Origin of the sequence: Micromonospora sp. NPDC002389, assembly GCF_040296095.1 — a bacterium.
Taxonomy (GTDB): domain Bacteria; phylum Actinomycetota; class Actinomycetes; order Mycobacteriales; family Micromonosporaceae; genus Micromonospora.
On record NZ_JBEOWP010000011.1, the window covers coordinates 78,687 to 98,812 of the forward strand.

A 20,126-nucleotide genomic window follows, 5' to 3' on the forward strand; every position below is an offset into this window, starting at 1 on the left:
CCGCAGCGCAGGACGGGACCTCGACGGAGCTCCGGTACGGGACGATCGACATGACCCGATCCTGCGACCTCAAGCCATGTTCAGGTCAAGGGTGACGCGGCTTACTCTCAGGCCGACTCCAGCGCCTCCCCTATGCCTTTGGCCAGGCCCGACAGGTGCTGATCGGCCAGCAGATGCCCGGCGGTGATCACCAGCGCCAACGGCCACTCGATCACCTGAAGTGCGGTCAGCACCCCGATTCCCGCGTAGTAGGCGAGCTTGTCCGGCGGCGGTACGGCCACCATGCCGAGCCACGGGATCTCCACCCGGTGGGTGAACGCCCGCAGCGTCTCCTGCGTCCCGCTGAGTTCTCGTGTCAACGCACTCATCTCGGCCTCCCCGTGGACGACGACGCCTCCCGTGGACGACGACGCCCACCCCGGATTCCACCGCCGAGGCGGTCCATGCCCGCCGAGGCGAGAAACTTCCCCGTCCCGACGGGCATAAGGGACGCCCGGCCGGGAAGCCAGGCCGCCGGGCCCGACCGGTAGGAGGCGAGATGCGGCGACCCGTATCCGTACCGCCGCTGGTCGGCGACGCCACGCGCGGCGTCGGCGCCGCCGCGACCCGGCTGGCCCGGGCCATCGGGCTGTCCAGCCGCCGGGTGTGGTCCCGGCCGGGACGCCACCACATCGAGGTGCACGGCGTCTGCCAGGACGGCGGCGACACGCTGGCCCGGCAGGTCGAGTCGGCCCTGGAACGGATGCCCGCCGTGCTCTGGGCCCGGGTCAACGCCCCCTCCGGACGGGTGGTCGTCGCCGTCGACACACCGGGCCCGAAGGTACGCGAGCTGATCGCCACCATCTCCCGGGTCGAACGCACCTGCCCACACGAGCCCGACCCGGAGATCCCGCCCCCGCACCCACCCGAGGAGGGGCCGCGTACCGCCCGTACCCTCGGCGCGCTCGCCTCCGACGCGCTCGGCCTGACCATCTCCGCGGCCACCCGGATCCTGCCCGTGACCCCGGTGCCCGCCGAGGTCTCCGGTCTGCTCAGCGCCATCGACCTGCACCCGAAGCTGCACGCCCTCGCCGGTCTGGGCCTGCGCCGCGACCCCCGCGCCGAGGTCATCTTCCCGCTCGCCGAAGCGGTGGTGCAGGGCCTCACCGGCGGCTGGACGGGCATCGTGCTGGACGGCGCCCAGCGCATCGTGCAGTGGGGCGAGGGGCTCGCCCAACTGCACGCCTGGGAGAAGGCCGAACCCGGCCTCACCGGAGAGCCGGACCGGGCCGTGGCCCGCTCGCCGGTCGGCGACCGTCCCTGCCCGAAACCGGACGGCGCCCCGGAGCGGTACGTCACCCGGATGCTCGGCACCGGCGCGGCGGCGTTCGCCGCCGCCACACCCGTCGTCGGTCCGAAACGCGCCGCCGCGCTGGGGCTCTCCACACTGCCCAAGGCACCCGGCAGCGGCCGTGAGGGGTACGCCGCCCAACTCGGCCGCATCCTCGCCCGGCGGGGCGTCATCGCAATGGACCGGAGCGTGCTGCGCGAACTCGACCGGATCGACACGCTGGTCCTCGACGCCCGGGTGCTCGGCTCGGACCGGGGCGTTCTGGCCGACCTGGCCCCGCTGCCCGGCGCCGACACCTCCCAAGTTGCGGCACGGGCGTTCGCCCTGTTCGAACCGGCCGCCCCGACCGACGTACGCCGACTCGACGGGTGGCGACTCGGCCCTCTCGACCACCTCGACGCCCACGATCCCGGCGACACCGACGACAGCCGCCGACTGCGCGAACGCGGCGGCACGTTGCTCGGCCTGGCGCAGGGCGACACCCTGGCGTCCGTCCTGCGGGTGGAACCGGAACCCGCGCCCGGCGTCGACACCCTGCCCGCCGTCGCCCGACAGTCCGGCCTGCGGCTCGTCGTGGCCGGCGACGACACCGAGCGGTACGCCTCCGCCGACGCGCTGCTGCCCGGCGACGACCGGCTGGCCGAATCGGTCCGCACCCTGCAACGCGAGGGAGCGGTGGTGATGGTCGTCTCCGGCGACCGCGCGGCGCTCGCTGCGGCGGACTGCGGACTGGGCGTCGCCGACCCGGAGGCCACCCCGCCCTGGGGCGCACACCTGCTGGTCGGCACCGACCTACGATCGGTCGCACTGATCATCGAGGCGGCCGGGGTGGCCCGCCGGATGACCGCCCAGAACATGCGCATCGGGCTGGCCGGCAGCGGCCTCGGCGCACTCGCGGCTTTCACCGCCGACCCCGCGCTGCTGCCCGGCCGTTCCCTCGCCTCGGTCAACGGCGCGGCGGCACTGGCCTTCGCGCACGGCATGTGGCGCGCCGGCCGACTCTCCGCCCGCACCGAATCGGCGGCCCCGGCCATCACCGCCTGGCACCTGATGCCGGTCCCGACCGTCCTCGACCAGCTCGGCACCGGACGCGGCGGCCTGACCGAGACCGAGGCCGAACGCCGACGCGCCGCCGGACCGGGCGAGACCTCCGGCCCCGGTGGTCTGCTACGGGCCTTCGTGGACGAACTGGCCAACCCGCTCACACCGGTGCTCGCCGCCGGAGCGGTCCTCTCCGCAAGCTTCGGCTCACTCGTCGACGCCGCCCTGGTCGGTGGCGTGGTCGGCGCGTCCGCGCTGGTCGGCGCGGTGCACCAGCGCAACACCGAGAAGTCGCTGGCCGCGCTGCTGTCCCGCTCGGCGGTCACCGCCCGGGTCTGCCGGGACGGCACGGAACGGGTGATCCCGGCCGAGGACCTCGTGCCCGGAGACGTGATCGTGCTCGAATCCGGCGACGCCGTACCCGCCGACTGCCGGGTGCTGGACAGCGTCGGGCTGGAGACCGACGAGTCCTCCCTGACCGGCGAGTCGCTGCCGGTCGCCAAGACCGACCAGCCGGTGGTGGCCGCCGCCGTCGCCGACCGCCGGTCGATGCTCTACGAGGGCACCACCATCGCCGCCGGACGCGGCGTCGCCGTGGTGGTCGCCACCGGCACCGACACCGAGGCCGGGCGCAGCCTCGCCCTCGCCCGCCAGGCCCCGCCCGCCAGCGGCGTCGAGGCCCGGCTCGGACGACTGACCCGGGCCGCGGTCCCCCTGGCCGCCGGGTCGGCCGTGGCCGTCGTCGGTGCCGGGCTGCTGCGCGGCGTACCCCTGGCGCAGACCGCCGCCACCGCCGCGAACCTGGCCGTCGCCTCCGTACCGGAGGGTCTGCCGTTCCTGGTCAGCGCCGCCCAACTGGCCGCCGCGCGGCGGCTCGCCGAACACGGCGCGTTGGTCCGCAACCCACGCACCATCGAGGCGCTCGGCCGGGTCGACGTTCTCTGCTTCGACAAGACCGGCACCCTCACTGAGGGACACCTGCTGCTGGCGGGCGTCGGCGACGCCGACGGGTACGCCCCGGCCGACCGACTCGACGACCGGCTCCGGCGGATCCTCGCCACCGCCCTGCGCGCCACCCCCGCCGCCGACGATCCCGAGGAACTGTCCATGCAGACCGACCGCGCGGTGCTGCGCGGTGCGACCTCCGCCGACATCCGCGAGCAGTACGCGGCCCCGGGCTGGCGCGCGATCGGCGGCCTGCCGTTCGAGCCGTCCCGGGGCTACCACGCCACCGTAGGCGAGACCGAGGGGCGGATGCTGCTCAGCGTCAAGGGCGCGCCGGAGCGCGTACTGCCCCGATGTGCCGCCCGCCGCACCGACGGCCGCGACGAACCGCTCGACGACGCAGGCCGGGCCGACCTGCACCACCTGCTCGGTGAGCGCGCCGGAGCCGGACACCGCATCCTGGCCGTCGCCGAATGCGTGGTCAGCGATCCCGACCTCACCGACGACGACGTACGCGGCCTGGTCTTCACCGGCTTCCTGGCGATCGCCGACGGGGTACGCGACAGCGCCGCCCCCGCCGTCCGCCGGATCCGGCAGGCCGGCGTGCACACCATCATGATCACCGGTGACCATCCGGCGACCGCCGAGGCCATCGCCGCCACCATCAGCGCGGGCGATGCCCAGCGGGTGGTCACCGCCACCGAACTCGACACCCTCGACGACGACGCCCTCGCCGCCCGGCTCGCTGCCACCGACGTGGTCGCCCGCTGCACCCCCGCACACAAGGTCCGGATCATCCAGGCGTTGCAGAAGTGCGGCCGGACCGTCGCGATGACCGGCGACGGCGCCAACGACGCACCCGCCATCCGGCTGGCCGACGTGGGCATCGCCCTCGGCCAACGGGGCACCCCGGCCGCCCGCGCCGCCGCCGACCTGGTGGTCACCGACGACCGGCTGGAGACCATCATCGCCACCCTGGTCGAAGGCCGGGCGATGTGGTCATCGGTCCGCCACGCGCTGAGCATCCTGGTCGGCGGCAACCTCGGCGAGATCGCGTTCAGCGTGCTGACCGCCGCCGCCACCGGTCAGGCCGCCCTCAACGGACGCCAGCTACTGCTGGTCAACCTGCTCACCGACATGGCACCCGCACTGGCCATCGCCGTCCGTCCACCCGGCGACGGCGACCACACCGACGGCCTGCTCCGTGAGGGCCCCGACAGTTCCCTCGGCGAGACCATGACCCGAGAGATCGGGCTACGCGCCGCCGCCACCACCCTCGGCGCCACCGCCGGCTGGACGCTCGCCCGCTACACCGGCAGCCGCCGACGCGCCGGCACCGTCGCCCTGGTCTCGCTGGTCGGCACCCAGCTCGGCCAGACCGTACTGGCCGGTGGCACCAGCCCGTCCGTACTCGCCTCCACCGCCGCCTCGGTCGGCGTGCTGGCCGTCGTGGTGCAGACCCCCGGCGTGAGTCAGTTCTTCGGGTGCACCCCGCTCGGACCGGTCGGCTGGACCATCGCGACCGGCTCCGCGCTCGGCGCCACCTTCGCCAACGGCGCCCTCACCAAGCTGGTCGCCCGCCTACCCCAGACCGACGGCGCTCACGCTCAGAGCGACGGCGCGCGGACCGACGGCACGCAGGTCAACGGTGCACAGACTGACGGCGCACAGGCCGACGGTGCGCCCGTCGACGGCGCACAGGCCGACGGTGCGCCCGCCGACGGTGCGTCACCGAGCGCGGCGTCGTCGGACGGTCGGGCCGCGCGGGTCGGTCCCGGGCCGCAGGAGTCGTGACCGTCAGCCTGCGGAATGCCAGGTCGCGGCGGCGCGACGCAGCCGGTCGTTGATCGCCCGCCCCACGCCGCTCTCCGGCACCGGCTCGGCGACGATCTCGGTGACCCCGGCGGCGTCCAACCGGTGCAGTGCCTCGAAGAGCCGCGCCGCCGCCTCGGTCAGGTCACCGACGGTCGAGAGCACCTCCACCGCCGCCCAAGCCTCCACCGGCCGGTCCCGGAACGCCAGGTACCCGCGCCGAAGCCCGTCCTCGGCAGGCAACGCCCCCGCGTCCCGCAGACGCAGCGGCGTACGCGGCGCGTAGTGCGCGGCCAACGTCCCCGGCGCGACCGGCTGCCCCGAACTACCCTGTCGCACCGTCACCGGGCCGGTGACCTTCTCCAACTCCTCGACCGGCAGCGCGCCCAGACGCAACACCACCGGACGGTCCCCACGGGCGTCCACGATCGTCGACTCGATCCCGCACCGGGTCGGCCCGCCGTCGAGCACCACCTCCACCGCGCCGCCCAGCCCGCGTACCACGTGCTCCGCCCGGGTCGGACTGAGCTGCCCGAACCGGTTGGCGCTCGGCGCCGCCACCGGCACCCCCGCCGTGGCGATCAGCCGCCGCGCGTACTCGTTGTCCGGCACCCGTACCGCCATCGTCGCCAACCCGGAGGTGACGATCGGCGGGATCGCCTCCGGCCGGTCCACGATCAACGTCAACGGCCCCGGCCAGAAGCGGTCCGCCAGCGCCGCCACGCCCGCCGGAACCGCCCCGACCAACGCCTCCAGGTCAGCGGCGTCGGCAAGATGGGTGATCAACGGATCGAAGCTCGGCCGCGCCTTCGCCTCGAAGATCCGGGCCGCCGCCCGCGCGTCCAACGCGTTCGCCCCCAGGCCGTAGACGGTCTCGGTGGGAAAGGCCACCAGCCCGCCGGTACGCAGCACCGAGGCGGCCTCGGTCAGGTCACCCTCGGCGGGCAGGACACGCGGAGATCCAGTGCTCACACCGTCGACGCTAGCCTGCGTTCGACGCCCCACCCCACATGCCCCGACTCACCCCGAGAAATCGGCGACGTACGCCGCGAGCGGCACCGCCCCTGGTCCCGTACCGCCGACCGTGGCATCGCCCCCGAGGTCCTGCTCGGCGTACTCGCCCGCCTCCCCTACGGCGGTCGTGACGACCCACATCGGATGGGTGAAGTGCACCGCCAGGAAACGCCATGCCGCCCGGTTCAGATCCGGCTGCCGAGAGTTGGGCGTTGCACCAGCTGGCACGCAGCCCCGCACGCCGTCTTGTACAATTTATTGTACGTAACGCTGGGAGGCAGCATGCGAACCGTTCCTTACTCGGAAGTCAGGCAGAATCTGGCCAAGATGCTCGACCATGTCGTGGACGACGCCGAGGAAATAGTGGTCACCCGCTCCGGCCGGGAGGCCGCGGTCATCATCTCGCTGCGCGAGTACGAGTCGTTGAAGGAGACGGCCTACCTGATGGCCAGCCCCGCCAACGCGCGCCGGCTGAATGAAGCCGTCGAAGAGCTGCGCAGCGGGGGTGGGGAGATGCGCGACCTGATTGACCCTGACGCCAGCTCAGGCGAGGCATCGGCAGCGTGAAGGTTCAATTCGCCGGCCGAGGCTGGGAGGATTACCTGACCTGGCAACGAGATCGTCAGATGCTGAAACGAGTGAACGCCCTGATCGAGGACATCCGACGCAACGGCCACCAGGGCATCGGCAAACCGGAGCAGCTCCGCGGCAACTGGGCGGGATTCTGGTCGAGACGCATCGACCAGGAACACCGCCTCGTATACCGGATCCTGGACGACACAGTGCAGATCGCACAGTGCCGCTACCACTACGAATGAGGTAACCCGGCCATCCGCCGAGGAATACCGCCCTGCGGCGGTCCGATACAACGACGGCGGCAGCAGCGCCTCCCGCCCCTGAGGGCTCCAGGTCCTCCACCGAAACCAGCACGGCGGACGGCCAGCCGTGCACCGTGACCGTCACTCGCTCGTGGTGGCCGCGCACCCGCCTCACCAGCTCAGCAGGCTGGTTCCTAAAGTTGTTGGGGCGTCTGCCATTCCTTCAGATGCCACGCCGACGGTTCGCATGGCGATCACATCCCGCCCCCAAACCGGCAGGTCAGGAAGGTGAGTGGAGCCCAGGGGACTCGAACCCCTAACCCCTGCCTTGCAAAGGCAGTGCTCTGCCAGTTGAGCTAGGGCCCCGTACGCGGGCTGGGGTGCCCGCCGGTCGGAACGGCGACGGTCAGCGCAGGTCCGGGGAGGTGGTGGCCTCGTGCCACAGGGCGCGCTCGTCGTTCGCTTCCTTGATCTTCTTGGCCACCACGGCGGCCACACCGACGACGCCGGCCAGGATCAACAGCTTCTTGAACATGGGGCCTGCCCCTTACGCTCGACGCACCGTCGGACCATTGCGGTGGGGCTAGCTGGAATCGAACCAGCGACCTCAGAGTTATCAGCTCTGCGCTCTAACCGACTGAGCTATAGCCCCGCGTAGCGACGAGCAAGGTTAACCCATCCGCTCACGCCGCCCCAAATCGGGGGTGCGCCCTCAGGACTGCCCGACACCGTCGTCCTCGAACCTACCCGAACGCCGCTGGCCAGCCCACCGAGATACCTGGGACGCCCCGAAGGGGCCGGAAACGGCGACCGGGCCGGCCGCGGGAAGCGGCCGGCCCGGAGGCGATGTCCCTGAGGTGTCAGTCGCGCTCGGCGAGCGTCAGCTCGATGCCGCCGACCAGGTCGGCGCAGACGTTGTAGACGAACGCACCGAGCGTGGCCAGCGCGGTGAACAGGACGACGTTGACCAGACCGATCAGCGCCGAACTGAAGATCACGCCGCGCGCGGTGATCTGGAAGCCGCTGGTGCCCTGCCCACCACCCGCGTTGACCAGGTCACCGAGGCTGTCGTTCACGCTGGCGAAGACGCCCATCGCGTCCAGCGCGAGGTAGAGCACCGACGTCGCGACCACGATGACGATGAACAGCACCACCGACACCGCGAACGCGAACTTCATCACGGACCAGGGGTCGATCCGCTTGAGGTTCAGTCGGGCCCGGCGCGGTCCGCGCGACGCGGCCGAGCTGACCGAGGTACGCGCGGCGCGTACCGCCTCGCCCACCCGCGCGGCACCGACGGCCGACGAGCCGACTCCCGGAGGCAGACCGCCCCCGTTCGTCGGGCGACCCGTGCCGAGCGGGCGAGTGGTGTCCGGCCTCGCCCCGAGGCCGGAGATCCGGGGCTGGGTGCCTGTCGTCCCGGTGCTCGCCGCCGGCAGCACGCCGGTGGTGCCCGGCGCGGACTGACCCGGGCGAGGCCCGGTCGTCGACGCGGTCGACGGCTTGCCGGCGGCGCTGGCGGCAGCTGTCGGTGTGCCCGGGGAGCCGGCGGCCTCGGTGCCCGGCTTGTCGCCGGACGCCTCGGCGTCCTTCTCGTCTGTGGGCTTGTCGGGCGGCGGAGCCATACCGGGGGCCCGAGTGAACTTCGGGGCAGGCGCGTCGGCCGGGACGGTCGCCCGGCCCACGGCCGCGCGGCCGGTTGCTGGCGTGCCGGTCTTCGCGGCGTCCTCGTCGACCGGGTTGGCCGAGGTCCCCGTGTTCCCCGACTTCGCCTGTGTCTCCGTCATTCAACTAGTCCTGTTCGTCAGGCTCGTCGGCATTGCGAGCAATCGCCACGATAGTCACGCCATCCGGGAGGTCCATCAGCTTGACCCCCATTGTGTTCCGGTCGCGTGTACGGCGTACAGGCTTCACCGGAGTCCGGATAACGCCACCGTTGCTAGTGATGGCAAACAGCTCGTCGTCCGGGTCGATCACCACAGCGCCGACCAGACCACCGCGCCGTTCGGTGATCTTCGCAGTCAGTACGCCCTTACCTCCCCGGCCCTGGACCGGGTATTCCTCGATCGGGGTACGTTTCGCGTATCCCCCGTTCGTGGCGACGAGCACGTCCAGACCCTCGCGGACGACCTCCATGGCCAGCAACTCGTCCTCGTCGCTGAAGCGCATGCCGATCACACCCGACGTGGCCCGACCCATCGGCCGCAGGGCCTCGTCGGTCGCGTTGAAGCGGATCGCCTGGGCGTTCTTGGAGACCAACAGCAGGTCCTCGCCGGGGTCGACCAGCGCAGCACCGACCAGCTCGTCCTCATCGCGCAGGTTGATCGCGATGATTCCGCCGGACCGGTTGGAGTCGAACTCCTCAAGCCGCGTCTTCTTCACCAGGCCGTTCTTCGTCGCCAGGACCAGGTAGGGCGCCACCTGGTAATTCGGGATCTCAATGATCTGTGCGATCTGCTCGTCCGGTTGGAACGCGAGCAGATTGGCCACGTGCTGGCCCTTGGCCACCCTACTGGCCTCCGGAAGCTCGTACGCCTTGGCCCGGTACACCCGCCCCTTGTTGGTGAAGAACAGCATCCAGTCGTGCGTCGAGCAGACGAAGAAGTGACTGACGATGTCGTCCTGCCGCAGCGTGGCACCGCTGACACCCTTGCCGCCGCGCCGCTGCGAGCGGTAGAGATCCACCTTCGTCCGCTTGGCGTACCCGGTGCGGGTGATGGTCACCACCACGTCCTCCCGGGCGATGAGGTCCTCCATCGAGACCTCGCCGTCGAACGGGATGATCTGGGTACGCCGATCGTCGCCCCACTTCGCGACGATCTCGCCCAGCTCCTCCGAGACGATCCGCCGCTGCCGCTCCGGCTTGGCCAGGATGTCCTTGAGGTCGGCGATCTCGACTTCCAGCTTGGCCAGGTCGTCGAGGATCCGCTGCCGCTCCAGCGCGGCGAGCCGGCGAAGCTGCATGTCCAGGATCGCGGTCGCCTGGATCTCGTCGATCTCCAGCAGCCGGATCAGGCCCTGCCGGGCGTCCTCGACCGTGGGCGAACGCCGGATCAGGGCGATCACCTCGTCCAGGGCGTCCAACGCCTTGGAGAGACCGCGCAGGATATGCGCCCGCTCCTCGGCCTTGCGCAGCCGGAAGGCCGTCCGTCGCCGGATCACCTCGATCTGGTGCTCGACGTAGTAGCGGATGAACTGCGCCAGGTTCAGCGTGCGCGGCACCCCGTCGACCAGCGCCAACATGTTCGCGCCGAAGGTCTCCTGGAGCTGGGTGTGCTTGTAGAGGTTGTTCAGCACGACCTTCGCGACCGCGTCGCGCTTGAGCACCAGCACGATCCGCATGCCGGTACGCCCGGAGGACTCGTCGCGGATGTCGGCGATCCCGCCGAGCTTGCCCTCCTTGATCAGCTCGGCGATCCGCTCGGCCAGGTTGTCCGGGTTCACCTGGTACGGCAGCTCGCTGACCACCAGCGCCGGCCGGCCGCGCTTGTCCTCCTCGACCTCCACCACCGCGCGCATCCGGATCGAACCCCGACCGGTGCGGTACGCGTCCTGGATGGCGGACTGGCCGACGATCAGACCGTGGGTGGGGAAGTCCGGACCCTTGACGATCTCCAACAGCGCCTCAAGCGTGGTGGCCTCGTCCGCCTCCGGGTTCTCCAGGCACCACTGCACCGCCGCGCCGATCTCCCGCAGGTTGTGCGGCGGGATCTTGGTCGCCATGCCGACCGCGATGCCCTCGGAGCCGTTGATCAGCAGGTTCGGGATCCGCGACGGCAGGATGGTGGGCTCCTTGGCCCGGCCGTCGTAGTTGTCCTGCAGGTCGACGGTGTCCTCGTCGATGTCCCGCAGCATCTCCATGGCGAGCGGGTCGAGCTTGCACTCGGTGTTGTGGCTGACGAACCCGTCGGAGACGAACGAGTGGTCGTCGGTGTCCACCCGGATGCTGTAGACCGGTTGCACACCCGCGTCGGTGACCCCGGCCACCTCGGCGTAGTAGAAGCGACCGTCCACCAACGGCTCGACCACGTCGAGCACCTCGGATTCGGTGATCCGGGCGGCGATCTCGTCGCGATCGCGCTCCCAGCGCTCGATCCGGTCCACGTTGTGCCGGCGCAGCCAGTCCCGCTCGGTCCAGCGGCTGGCGCCGTGCTCGCGGATGAAGTCACCGACCAGCGGTACGTGGTCGCTGGAGAGCGCCGTGCTGCTCGCCGGGACCGAGGCCAGCTCCGACTCCAGCTTGGCCTGCTTGCGGCCGAGGAAGCCGACCTGGGCGGCGAAGATCCGCGCGTCCCGGCGGTTGGTCACCACGACCTTGATCTCACCGTTGTCGTACCGGCACTGGCGGCTGACGACGCCGAACTCCAGCAGCAACTGCTGCACCTCGCGGGCGAGCCGCTCGCTGCGCGTGGAGTACGAGATCTGGATGGTGTTGCGCGGCAGCAGCGAGGAGGAGCCGTCCCCCTCGAAGAGGGCCTGGAGGAAGGCCCGCTTGATCGCGGCCGGCCCCTGCCAGACGAACTCCGGCACGAACTTGTCGGCGCTACGCGCACCGACCAACTCACCGAGGATCGAGCCCGAGAAGTCGGAAGTCCAGCCACGGAGCTTGTGCAGCGTCTTGCCGGTAATGGTCGTCTCGGTGCCGACCCGACGTCGACCGCCCACGGCAAGGTCGTAAGCGGCCAGGACGCGGACGAAGAACTCCCGATCGCAGTTGTCGAAGCCGACACGATCACCAGATGTCCAGCCCTCGCTGACGAAGGCACCCGCGAGGACGGCGGCCTCGACGTGCTCCAGCATCGGGTAGCCGATCTCGTCCGGCACGCTGCGCTGGAGCACCACTCGGTCACCGGGGGAGATCTCGGCGAGCAGCTTCCAGAGCAGCGTCGGTACGCCGGCCACGTCCACCAGGCAGAGCACCGGGTGGTTGTGGGTGCCGGTCAGCTCGTACCCCTCGCGGGTGCGCAGCCGCAGCGTCGGGTGCTCGCCGGAGTGGAAGAACGCCGAGGCGCGGACCAGGTCGCCGTTGCGGTCGCGGACCTTGAGGTCGATGTCGGTCTCGCTGCTCGACGCTGCGGCCGGCACCACGTCGCCGATCCGCACGCTGCCACCAGCGGTACGAATACGGACATCTGCGGTGATGCAGTACCTCATGGCAGCAGCCGGGTCGTTTCCGGGCGAACCGAAGTTGCCGTTGCCGTCCACCAGCGGGTAGCGCAGCGACCAGGGCTGGGCCATCCGGACCAGGGCGTCGTAGATGGCCGAGTCCCCGTGCGGGTGGAACTGGCCCATCACGTCGCCGACGACGCGCGAACACTTGACGTAACCACGGTCCGGTCGGTAGCCCGAGTCGAACATGGCGTAGAGGATCTTGCGGTGGACCGGCTTGAGCCCGTCCCGGACGTCCGGCAGCGCCCGCCCGACGATGACGCTCATCGCGTAGTCGAGGTAGGAGCGCTGCATCTCCACCTCGAGCCCGACCGGCTCGATGCGGTCGTGGGCGACCACGGCAGCCGGCGCCTCGGGGACCTCGGGCTCGTTCGGTGTGGACTCGGGGGAATCGGTCACTGTTAACCCTTATCAGACTGAGAGTCGTTTTTGTGCCTGTGGATAACTGCTGTGGATAGCGGCCAAGTTGTGGATAACTCTGTGGATCGGCCTGCCGGACCGGAGTTCCGGTCCGGCAGGCGCGCCCGTCAGATGTCCAGGAAGCGGACGTCCTTGGCGTTGCGCTGGATGAACGAGCGGCGCGCCTCGACGTCCTCGCCCATCAGCACGCTGAACAGCTCGTCGGCGGTGGCGGCGTCGTCCAGGGTGACCTGACGCAGCGTCCGGGTCGCCGGGTTCATCGTGGTCTCCCACAGCTCCGGGTAGTTCATCTCGCCGAGGCCCTTGAACCGCTGGATGTCGTCCGGCTTGGCGTTCGCCTTCTTCTGCTGACGCAGCGCGATCAGCCCGTCGCGCTCCCGGTCGGAGTACGCGTACTGCGCGTCGTCGCCCTTCTTGTTCCACTTGATCTTGTAAAGCGGAGGGGCGGCGAGGTAGACGTGACCGAGCTCGACCAGCGGCCGCATGAAGCGGAACAGCAGGGTGAGCAGCAGCGTCTGGATGTGCTGACCGTCGACGTCGGCGTCGGCCATCAGCACGATCTTGTGGTAGCGCAGCTTCTCGATGTCGAAGTCGTCGTGGATGCCGGTGCCCAGCGCGGTGATCAGCGCCTGCACCTCGTTGTTCTTGAGCACCCGGTCGATCCGGGCCTTCTCCACGTTGAGGATCTTGCCGCGGATCGGCAGGATCGCCTGGGTACGCGGGTCACGGCCCTGCTTGGCCGAGCCGCCCGCCGAGTCGCCCTCGACGATGAACACCTCGGACTCGCGCGGGTCGGTCGACTGGCAGTCGGCCAGCTTGCCCGGCATCGAGCCGGACTCCAGCAGTGACTTGCGTCGGGCCAGCTTGCGCGCCTGCTGCGCGGCGATCCGGGCGCGGGCGGCCTGGGACGCCTTGGTGATGATGATCTTCGCCTCGGCCGGGTTGCGGTCCAGCCAGTCGACCAGCCGGTCGTTGCAGACCCGCTGGACGAAGCTCTTCACCGGGGTGTTGCCGAGCTTGGTCTTGGTCTGACCCTCGAACTGCGGGTTGGTCAGCTTGACCGAGATGATCGCCGCGAGGCCCTCGCGGATGTCCTCACCGGAGAGCTTCTCGTCGCCCTTGAGCAGCTTCTTGTCCGCGCCGTAGCGGTTGACCACGCTGGTCAGCGCGGCCCGGAAGCCCTCCTCGTGGGTGCCGCCCTCGTGGGTGTTGATGTTGTTGGCGAAGGTGTAGACCGACTCGCCGTACGACTCGTTCCACTGCATTGCGATCTCGAGCGACATGCCCTCTTCCTCGGCACCGAACTCGATCACCGTCTTGTGCATCGGGCTCTTGGAGGCGTTGAGGTGCCGGACGAAGTCGGCGATGCCGCCCTCGTACTGGAAGGTCACCTCGCGGAGCTTGCCCTCCTCGCCCTCGGCGACCCGCTCGTCGAGCAAGTGGATCTTGAGGCCACGGGTCAGGAAGGCCATCTCCTGGAGGCGGCGGTAGATCGTCTGGAAGTCGAAGTCGACCGTCTCGAAAACGTCGGGGTCGGGCCAGAAGGAGACCGCCGAGCCGGTGGTGTCGGTCGGCTCGCCCTTCTCCAGCGTGGTGGGCTTGGAGTGGTGGTACTGCTGCCGCCAGACGAAGCCGTCCTTGTGGATCTCCACCGCCATCTTGGTGGAGAGGGCGTTGACGACCGAGACGCCGACGCCGTGCAGACCACCGGAGACCGCGTACGCCTTGCCGTCGAACTTGCCGCCGGCGTGCAGCACGGTCAGCGCCACCTCGACGCCCGGCTTCTTCAGTTTGGGGTGCAGGTCGACCGGGAAGCCGCGCCCGTTGTCGGTGACCCGGACGCCTCCGTCGGCGAGCAGCACCACGTCGATCGTGTCGCAGTGACCGGCCAGCGCCTCGTCCACCGCGTTGTCGACGACCTCCCACACGAGGTGGTGCAGGCCCCGCTCGCCGGTGGACCCGATGTACATACCGGGCCGCTTACGGACCGCCTCCAGACCTTCGAGGACGGTGATCGACTCGGCGCCGTACTGCTGATTGTCCTGCGCTGCCACCCTCGGCCACTTTCTCGCGCCGTCCGCGCCGTCAGGCACGTCCGGCGCGGGTTCGGCGGACAGACGCGACGTCGGCACGCAGACCGGCACCGGGGACAGAATCCGGGGTACGGGTCGAACGCGCCGGTCGCCGCGGGTGCCCGCGGATCGCGATCGGCTCGACCCGAGTCGGACAATGATCGCGGGCCCGTGTCGGACCCGTGACCCGTCGCTCCGCACCGGGTCTTCGTCTCACACCAATCTTACTGTGCGCGGGCGACAGAACCACCACTCGGCACCCCTTCGCGGCGGCTGAGATTAACGCAGCGGGCCGAACCGCGCTGTCTGCGACTCCCCCTACACGCAAGGGCATGATCGCCGGATCCGTCGCGTGACGGCGACACGGCCCGGGCGGCGTCGCCGACAGCGCTACTGGCCGGTATCGCCCACCATGGTCTTGCCGTCCGTTCGCGTTGGCGGGCCGGCCTTGATCTTTCACGGCCGGAACCGGACGATCGACCCGATTGACCCACCCGTGCCGTTGAGAGGTGACACCAAGATGGGGCTGGACAACGTCGCGGTCCAGTGGCCGCGGACCGGCCAGTTCTACGATCCGGTCGCGCCGGCCGACTTCGTCGACTTCGGCGATATCGTCGACGTACCGGGGATCTCGGCGCCGACCGCCGCGCTCGCCGAGCTGATCGCGAAGACAGGTACGGTCCGGGCCACCGCGTACACAGAGGTGGTCGATCTGATCCTCGGACTCGACGGTGTGCTCTACGCCACAGACGCGGCGGCGGAGGACGAGGACCCGGTCATCGACCCGGACGGCTGCGCCTGGATCGCGGGCGGCATCGAGCGCTTCGTCATCGCACACCGTCCGCACGGTGAGGCGGTCACCTTCGAGTCGGTCGGCACCGTGCTGCGGTCGCTGCTCGCCGACGGTCGCCTGGCCGAGCAGCAGTTGCGGTGGCTGGACAGCCGGCTGGACGCCCTGCTGGACGAGAGCGGTGCGCCGCCGCAGTGGACGTTCACCTGCGCCGAGCTGAGTGTGGTGGCCGCCTTCTACCGGCGCTGCACCGAGCGGGGCTTCGCCGTCTACGCCGAGTCCGCCGCGCCGCGCCGCGCCGCGCACTCCTGACCGCAGGCGTACGCCGCACCTCGCGGGTGCGGCGTACGCCACGCGGATTCCTCAGCCGTACGTGTCGCGGGGGCCACGGCCGCGTACCCGACGTGGGCCGCGCGACCAGGACGGCGCGGCCGGACCGTGGATGTGCAGCTTGCGCACCACGTTGTGACCGACCTCCCGGGCGATCTGTTGCAGCAGCGATCCGGCGAGCAGGCGGAGCTGGGTCGCCCAGGCGGTGGACCTCGCCTCCACGGTCAACTCGCCGTTCTCCAGCTTCACCGGACGGCTGTGCTGGGCCACCTCCGGCCCGACGACCCGCTCCCACGCGCCGAAGACGGTCGCCTCGGCGGCCGGCTGCTGCCATCCGCGCGACTTGACCAGGCGTGCCAGCACCGTGCCGAGCAGTTGCGGATCACGCGGATCCGGTCCCGGGCCGGAGTAGCCGCGCAACCGCCGCTCTCCCGTACCCGCTCCGGTGACGCCACGTCGGCGCGGTTTGGCGGCGGCCTCCCGGCGGGCCTTCGCCGCGTCCAGCACCGCCCGCGCGAGCTGCGGCCCGGAGGCACCGTCCGCACCGGCCTCCGGGGTTCCCGCGTCGGCGCTCACGCCGGCCGGGCCGGCGTCCCGCCCATCGGCCGGCTTCCCGGCGGACCCGCCGGTACCCGCCTCCACGCCGCCCGTCGGGGCGGTCTGGCCCGCGCCACGCGTACCCCGGCCCCGGGGCGCTCGTCGGGGCGCTGGGGCGCTGTCGTCGGCCCGTTGGGCGCGGGCAGATGCCGCGTCGGTGCGCGGCCGGTCCGGCTCATCCGACACGGCGCACCGTCCTCTCGGCCACCTCGAAGCGGGCGCCGCGCAGGGCCGCCGGTACGTCGTCGGCGACCGCACAGGTCACCAGTAGTTGGCTGGCGCCGCCGACCAGGTCGGCCAGCCGCTCCCGCCGTCCGGCGTCCAACTCGGCGAAGACGTCGTCGAGCACCAGGACCGGCTCGATGCCGTCGCCGCGCAGCAGGTCGTAGCCGGCCAGCCGGAGCGCGAGCGCGAACGACCACGACTCGCCGTGGCTGGCGTACCCCTTCACCGGCAGCGGGCCGAGGGTGAGGGCGAGTTCGTCCCGGTGCGGACCGACCAGGGTGGTGCCCCGCTCGATCTCGGCGGACCGGGACTCCGCGAGCGCGGTGGCCAGGATCTCGGCCAGAGCCTCCCGGTCGGTGGTCGGCTCGGCGAGTTCCACCGACGGCCGGTACGCGATCCCCGCCGCGCCGCGTCCGGCCGCCACCGCGTCGTACGCCTTGGCCACGTGCGGCGCCAGCGCGGCGACCAGTTCCAGCCGACCGGCGAGGAGTTCGGCGCCGTGCCGGGTCAGGTGGGTGTCCCAGACGGCGAGGGTGGAGAGGTCACCGCCCCGGGAGCCACCGGTCTTGCGGGCCAGGTACGCGGTCCGCAGCAGGGCGTTGCGTTGCTTGACGACCCGCTCGTAGTCGGCGCGGACCCCCGCGTAGCGGGGCTGACGCGACACCAGCAGGTCGTCGAGGTAGCGGCGGCGTTCCGCCGGGTCGCCCCGGACGAGTTCCAGGTCCTCCGGGGCGAACAGCACCAGCCGCAGCGCACCGAGCACGTCCCGGGCGCGGCGGGCCGGGGAGCGACCGAGTCGGGCCCGGTTGGCCTTTCCCGGCACGATCTCCAACTCGACCAGCAGTTCCCGGCCCTCGTGCACCACCGCGCAGCGGATCACCGCGGCGCTGGCCCCGGCGCGTACCAGGGGCGCGTCGGTGGCGACCCGATGCGAGTCGAGCGTCGCCACGTAACCGAGCGCCTCGACCAGGTTGGTCTTGCCGACGCCGTTGGCGCCGATCAGCACGTTCGGCCCCGGTTCGAGGTCGACGCCGACCCGCTCGTACGAGCGGAAGTCGACCAGTTCGATCCGGCGGACGTACACGGGGCCGGGCGCCGGTCAGCGCTTACGGACGGCGTGCCCGCCGAACTGCTGGCGCAGCGCGGAGACGGCCTTCAGCGCCGGTGACTCGTCCTGCCGGGACGCGAACCGGGCGTAGAGCGACGCGGTGATGACGTTGAGCGGTACGGCGAGCCGGACCGCCTCGTCGACCGTCCAGCGGCCCTCGCCGGTGTCCTCGGTGTAGTCGCTGAGCTGGTTCAGCTCCGGGTCCTCGTCCAGCGCCCGGTCGAGCAGGTCCAGCAGCCAGGAGCGGACCACGGTGCCCTCGCGCCAGGACTTGATCACGCCTGGTACGTCGGTGACCAGCTCCGAGGCGGCCATCAGTTCGTAGCCCTCGGCGTAGGCGTGCATCAGGCCGTACTCGATGCCGTTGTGCACCATCTTGGCGTAGTGGCCGGCGCCGACCGGGCCGGCGTGCACGAACCCGAACTCGCCCTCGGGCTTGAGCGACTCGAAGATCGGCTTCAGCCGCTCGACGTGCTCCTCGGCACCGCCGACCATCAGGCCGTAGCCGTTCTGTCGGCCCCACACGCCGCCGGAGACCCCGACGTCGACGTAGCCGATGCCGCGCTCGTTGAGTCGCTCCGCGCGCAGGGCGTCGTCGCTGAACCGCGAGTTGCCGCCGTCGATGATGAGGTCGCCCGCGCCGAGCACGCCGGCCAGCTCGTCGATCGTGGCATCGGTAACGGCGGCGGGCACCATCACCCAGACCGCCCGGGGGGCGTCCAACTTCTCCGCCAGCTCGGCCAGGCTGGTGACGTCACTCAGCTCCAAGTTGTGGTCGAGGCCGACCACCTCGTGACCGGCAGCGCGCAACCGCTCGCGCATGTTGCCGCCCATCCGGCCGAGTCCTACCAGGCCGAGCTGCATCGGTTCTTACCTTTCGGTGGGTTTCGGGTGTGCTCTGTCGATCAGCGGGACACGCGGATCGGCATGATGAGGTACCGGTACCCAGGGATGAGCTCGCCATCCTCACCAGCAGGGGAAATCACCGCAGGCTTGAAGGCGTCGACGAACTGCAACACGGCGAACTGGGACCCGAGGTTGGCCAGTCCGTCGATCAGGTACTGCGGGTTGAAGCCGATGGTGAGCGGCTCGCCGGTGAAGGTGGCCTCCATGGCCTCGCTGGCCCGGGCCTCCTCGGTGCCACCGGCCTCGACGACCAGGCCGTCGGCGCTAAAGCTGAGCAGCACCGGGGTGGTCCGCTCGGCGACCAGCGCGACGCGCTTGACGACCTCGATGAGCGTGCTGACGGCCACCCGGGCGTCGGCGTTGTGGGTGGCCGGGAAGAGGGATCGCACCGGCGGGTAGTTCGCGCCGTCGAGCAGGCGGCTCGTGGTCCGCCGGGTGCCACCGGAGAAACCGATCATGCCCTCACCGGCCGCGCCCTGGGAGAGGGCGAGGACGACGTGCCCACCGAGTGGCCCGAGGGTCTTGGCGGTGTCGTTGAGGGTCCGCGCCGGCACGAGCGCGTTGATGCTGATCTCCGGGTCGTCCGGGTTCCACTCCATCTCGCGCAGCGCCAGCCGGTAGCGGTCGGTGGCGAGCATGGCCAGCGTGCCGCCGGAGAGCTCGACGCGTACGCCGGTCATCATCGGCAGCGTCTCGTCCCGGCTGGCGGCGATCGCCACCTGGGCGACCGCGGCGGCGAAGGCGGCGGCGTCGACGGTGCCGGCGCTCTCCGGCATCTCCGGCAGGGTCGGGTAGTCCTCCACCGGCATGGTGGGCAGGGTGAACCGGGCGCTGCCGCAGACCAGTTCGAGGTGCGCGCCGACTGCGGCGATGTCCACCGGCTTGGCCGGCAGTGCCTTGGTGATCTCGGCGAGCAGGCGACCGGAGACCAACGCGGCGCCGTCGGCGTCGCCCTGCACCTCCACGGTCACCTGGCTGGAGACCTCGTAGTCGAAGCCGGAGACCTGCAGGCTGCCCTCGGTCACCCGGAGCAGCACGCCGGCCAGCACCGGTACGGACGGCCGGTTGGGCAGGCTCTTCGCGGTCCAGGCCACGGCCTCGGCGAGCGCGTCGCGCTCCACTCGGAACTTCATCAATGCCTCCGCGTCGACGTCGACGTCGTCAACTCTCTCATGCCGGCCGCTACCCACCGACCCACCTGGCGTGCGGGTACCCATCGCACCTTAGGGCGCGAGGGTATCGGCTGTGCGCCCGACCCCGGCGATCGAGTCGATGCTGACGGGTGCCTCCGACAGCATCGGCCCGATCCACAGGAAGTCCAACGGTGATGATTGGTTTTCGTTCTCTTAGAAGAGATAACCCATCGTCTTCATCGCACCTGTGCAAACTGTGGAGAACCCGCGTCGACGCAGGTCAGGACGTTATCCACGTGTGGTTTCGCTGTGGAGAACCCGGGGTAAAACTCGCCCGGTGGTCCACAGGCCCTCGTCGTGCACCGCGTTGTCCACCGTCGTCCACCGGTTGTCCACCGGTAATCCACCGACTTTCT

At 70.9% G+C, this 20,126-nt stretch carries 14 protein-coding genes, 2 tRNA genes and 1 pseudogene; 4 read left to right on the forward strand and 13 right to left on the reverse strand.

What is annotated here, in order from left to right; all coding sequences use genetic code 11:
- Positions 1–107 precede the first annotated feature (107 nt).
- Positions 108–368: a hypothetical protein gene (locus tag ABT008_RS21255; RefSeq protein ID WP_350697967.1), complete on the reverse strand. Its 261-nt coding sequence runs from the start codon at positions 366–368 to the stop codon at positions 108–110.
- A 170-nt stretch (positions 369–538) separates the two neighbouring features.
- Here ABT008_RS21255 and ABT008_RS21260 point away from each other — a divergent pair, with 170 nt between their 5' ends.
- The gene (locus ABT008_RS21260; RefSeq protein WP_350697968.1) at positions 539–5,110 is read left to right on the forward strand and encodes an HAD-IC family P-type ATPase; all 4,572 of its coding nucleotides are present in this window, start codon (positions 539–541) and stop codon (positions 5,108–5,110) included.
- Positions 5,111–5,113: 3 nt separating this feature from the next.
- Here the strand turns inward: ABT008_RS21260 and ABT008_RS21265 are convergent, their stop codons facing one another.
- Complete coding sequence (locus ABT008_RS21265) at positions 5,114–6,100, reverse strand: L-threonylcarbamoyladenylate synthase (protein WP_502890475.1); 987 nt, start codon at positions 6,098–6,100, stop codon at positions 5,114–5,116.
- 324 nt (positions 6,101–6,424) lie between these two features.
- Between ABT008_RS21265 and ABT008_RS21270 the strand changes: the two genes are divergently transcribed.
- Positions 6,425–6,709, forward strand: a complete 285-nt coding sequence (locus ABT008_RS21270) for a type II toxin-antitoxin system Phd/YefM family antitoxin (protein WP_350697969.1) — start codon at positions 6,425–6,427, stop codon at positions 6,707–6,709.
- Entirely contained in the window at positions 6,706–6,960 is a 255-nt protein-coding gene (locus ABT008_RS21275; RefSeq protein ID WP_350697970.1) for a Txe/YoeB family addiction module toxin, read from the forward strand. The genes ABT008_RS21270 and ABT008_RS21275 overlap by 4 nt, the downstream gene beginning before the upstream one ends.
- A gap of 97 nt (positions 6,961–7,057) precedes the next feature.
- Here ABT008_RS21275 and ABT008_RS21280 read toward each other — a convergent pair.
- The 7 genes and pseudogenes from ABT008_RS21280 to gyrB all read right to left on the reverse strand — a co-directional run.
- Positions 7,058–7,150: pseudogene (locus tag ABT008_RS21280) on the reverse strand (type II toxin-antitoxin system prevent-host-death family antitoxin); the annotation flags it as partial.
- Between the two features lie 103 nt (positions 7,151–7,253).
- Positions 7,254–7,326, reverse strand: a tRNA-Ala gene (locus ABT008_RS21285).
- A 40-nt stretch (positions 7,327–7,366) separates the two neighbouring features.
- The gene (locus tag ABT008_RS21290; RefSeq protein ID WP_217705935.1) at positions 7,367–7,495 is read right to left on the reverse strand and encodes a DLW-39 family protein; all 129 of its coding nucleotides are present in this window, start codon (positions 7,493–7,495) and stop codon (positions 7,367–7,369) included.
- A 43-nt stretch (positions 7,496–7,538) separates the two neighbouring features.
- A tRNA-Ile gene (locus tag ABT008_RS21295) sits at positions 7,539–7,612 on the reverse strand.
- Between the two features lie 208 nt (positions 7,613–7,820).
- Positions 7,821–8,747, reverse strand: a complete 927-nt coding sequence (locus ABT008_RS21300; protein WP_350697971.1) for a DUF3566 domain-containing protein — start codon at positions 8,745–8,747, stop codon at positions 7,821–7,823.
- A gap of 4 nt (positions 8,748–8,751) precedes the next feature.
- Positions 8,752–12,528, reverse strand: coding sequence for an intein-containing DNA gyrase subunit A (gene gyrA, locus ABT008_RS21305; protein WP_350697972.1), 3,777 nt, complete (start codon positions 12,526–12,528; stop codon positions 8,752–8,754).
- 128 nt (positions 12,529–12,656) lie between these two features.
- Entirely contained in the window at positions 12,657–14,603 is a 1,947-nt protein-coding gene (gene gyrB / locus ABT008_RS21310) for a DNA topoisomerase (ATP-hydrolyzing) subunit B (protein ID WP_350697973.1), read from the reverse strand.
- A 538-nt stretch (positions 14,604–15,141) separates the two neighbouring features.
- Here gyrB and ABT008_RS21315 point away from each other — a divergent pair.
- Positions 15,142–15,723 (forward strand): hypothetical protein, encoded by a 582-nt coding sequence (locus tag ABT008_RS21315; protein WP_350697974.1) that lies wholly within the window; start codon positions 15,142–15,144, stop codon positions 15,721–15,723.
- Positions 15,724–15,774: 51 nt separating this feature from the next.
- Here ABT008_RS21315 and ABT008_RS21320 read toward each other — a convergent pair whose 3' ends face one another.
- From ABT008_RS21320 to dnaN, 4 genes are all read right to left on the reverse strand, one after another.
- Positions 15,775–16,383, reverse strand: a complete 609-nt coding sequence (locus ABT008_RS21320) for a DciA family protein (RefSeq protein WP_502890484.1) — start codon at positions 16,381–16,383, stop codon at positions 15,775–15,777.
- Between the two features lie 130 nt (positions 16,384–16,513).
- Entirely contained in the window at positions 16,514–17,647 is a 1,134-nt protein-coding gene (recF, locus tag ABT008_RS21325; protein ID WP_350697975.1) for a DNA replication/repair protein RecF, read from the reverse strand.
- A gap of 15 nt (positions 17,648–17,662) precedes the next feature.
- On the reverse strand, positions 17,663–18,535 hold the full coding sequence (gnd, locus tag ABT008_RS21330) for a phosphogluconate dehydrogenase (NAD(+)-dependent, decarboxylating) (protein WP_350697976.1): 873 nt from the start codon (positions 18,533–18,535) through the stop codon (positions 17,663–17,665).
- A 41-nt stretch (positions 18,536–18,576) separates the two neighbouring features.
- Positions 18,577–19,710 (reverse strand): DNA polymerase III subunit beta, encoded by a 1,134-nt coding sequence (gene dnaN / locus ABT008_RS21335; protein ID WP_350697977.1) that lies wholly within the window; start codon positions 19,708–19,710, stop codon positions 18,577–18,579.
- Positions 19,711–20,126: the final 416 nt, after the last annotated feature.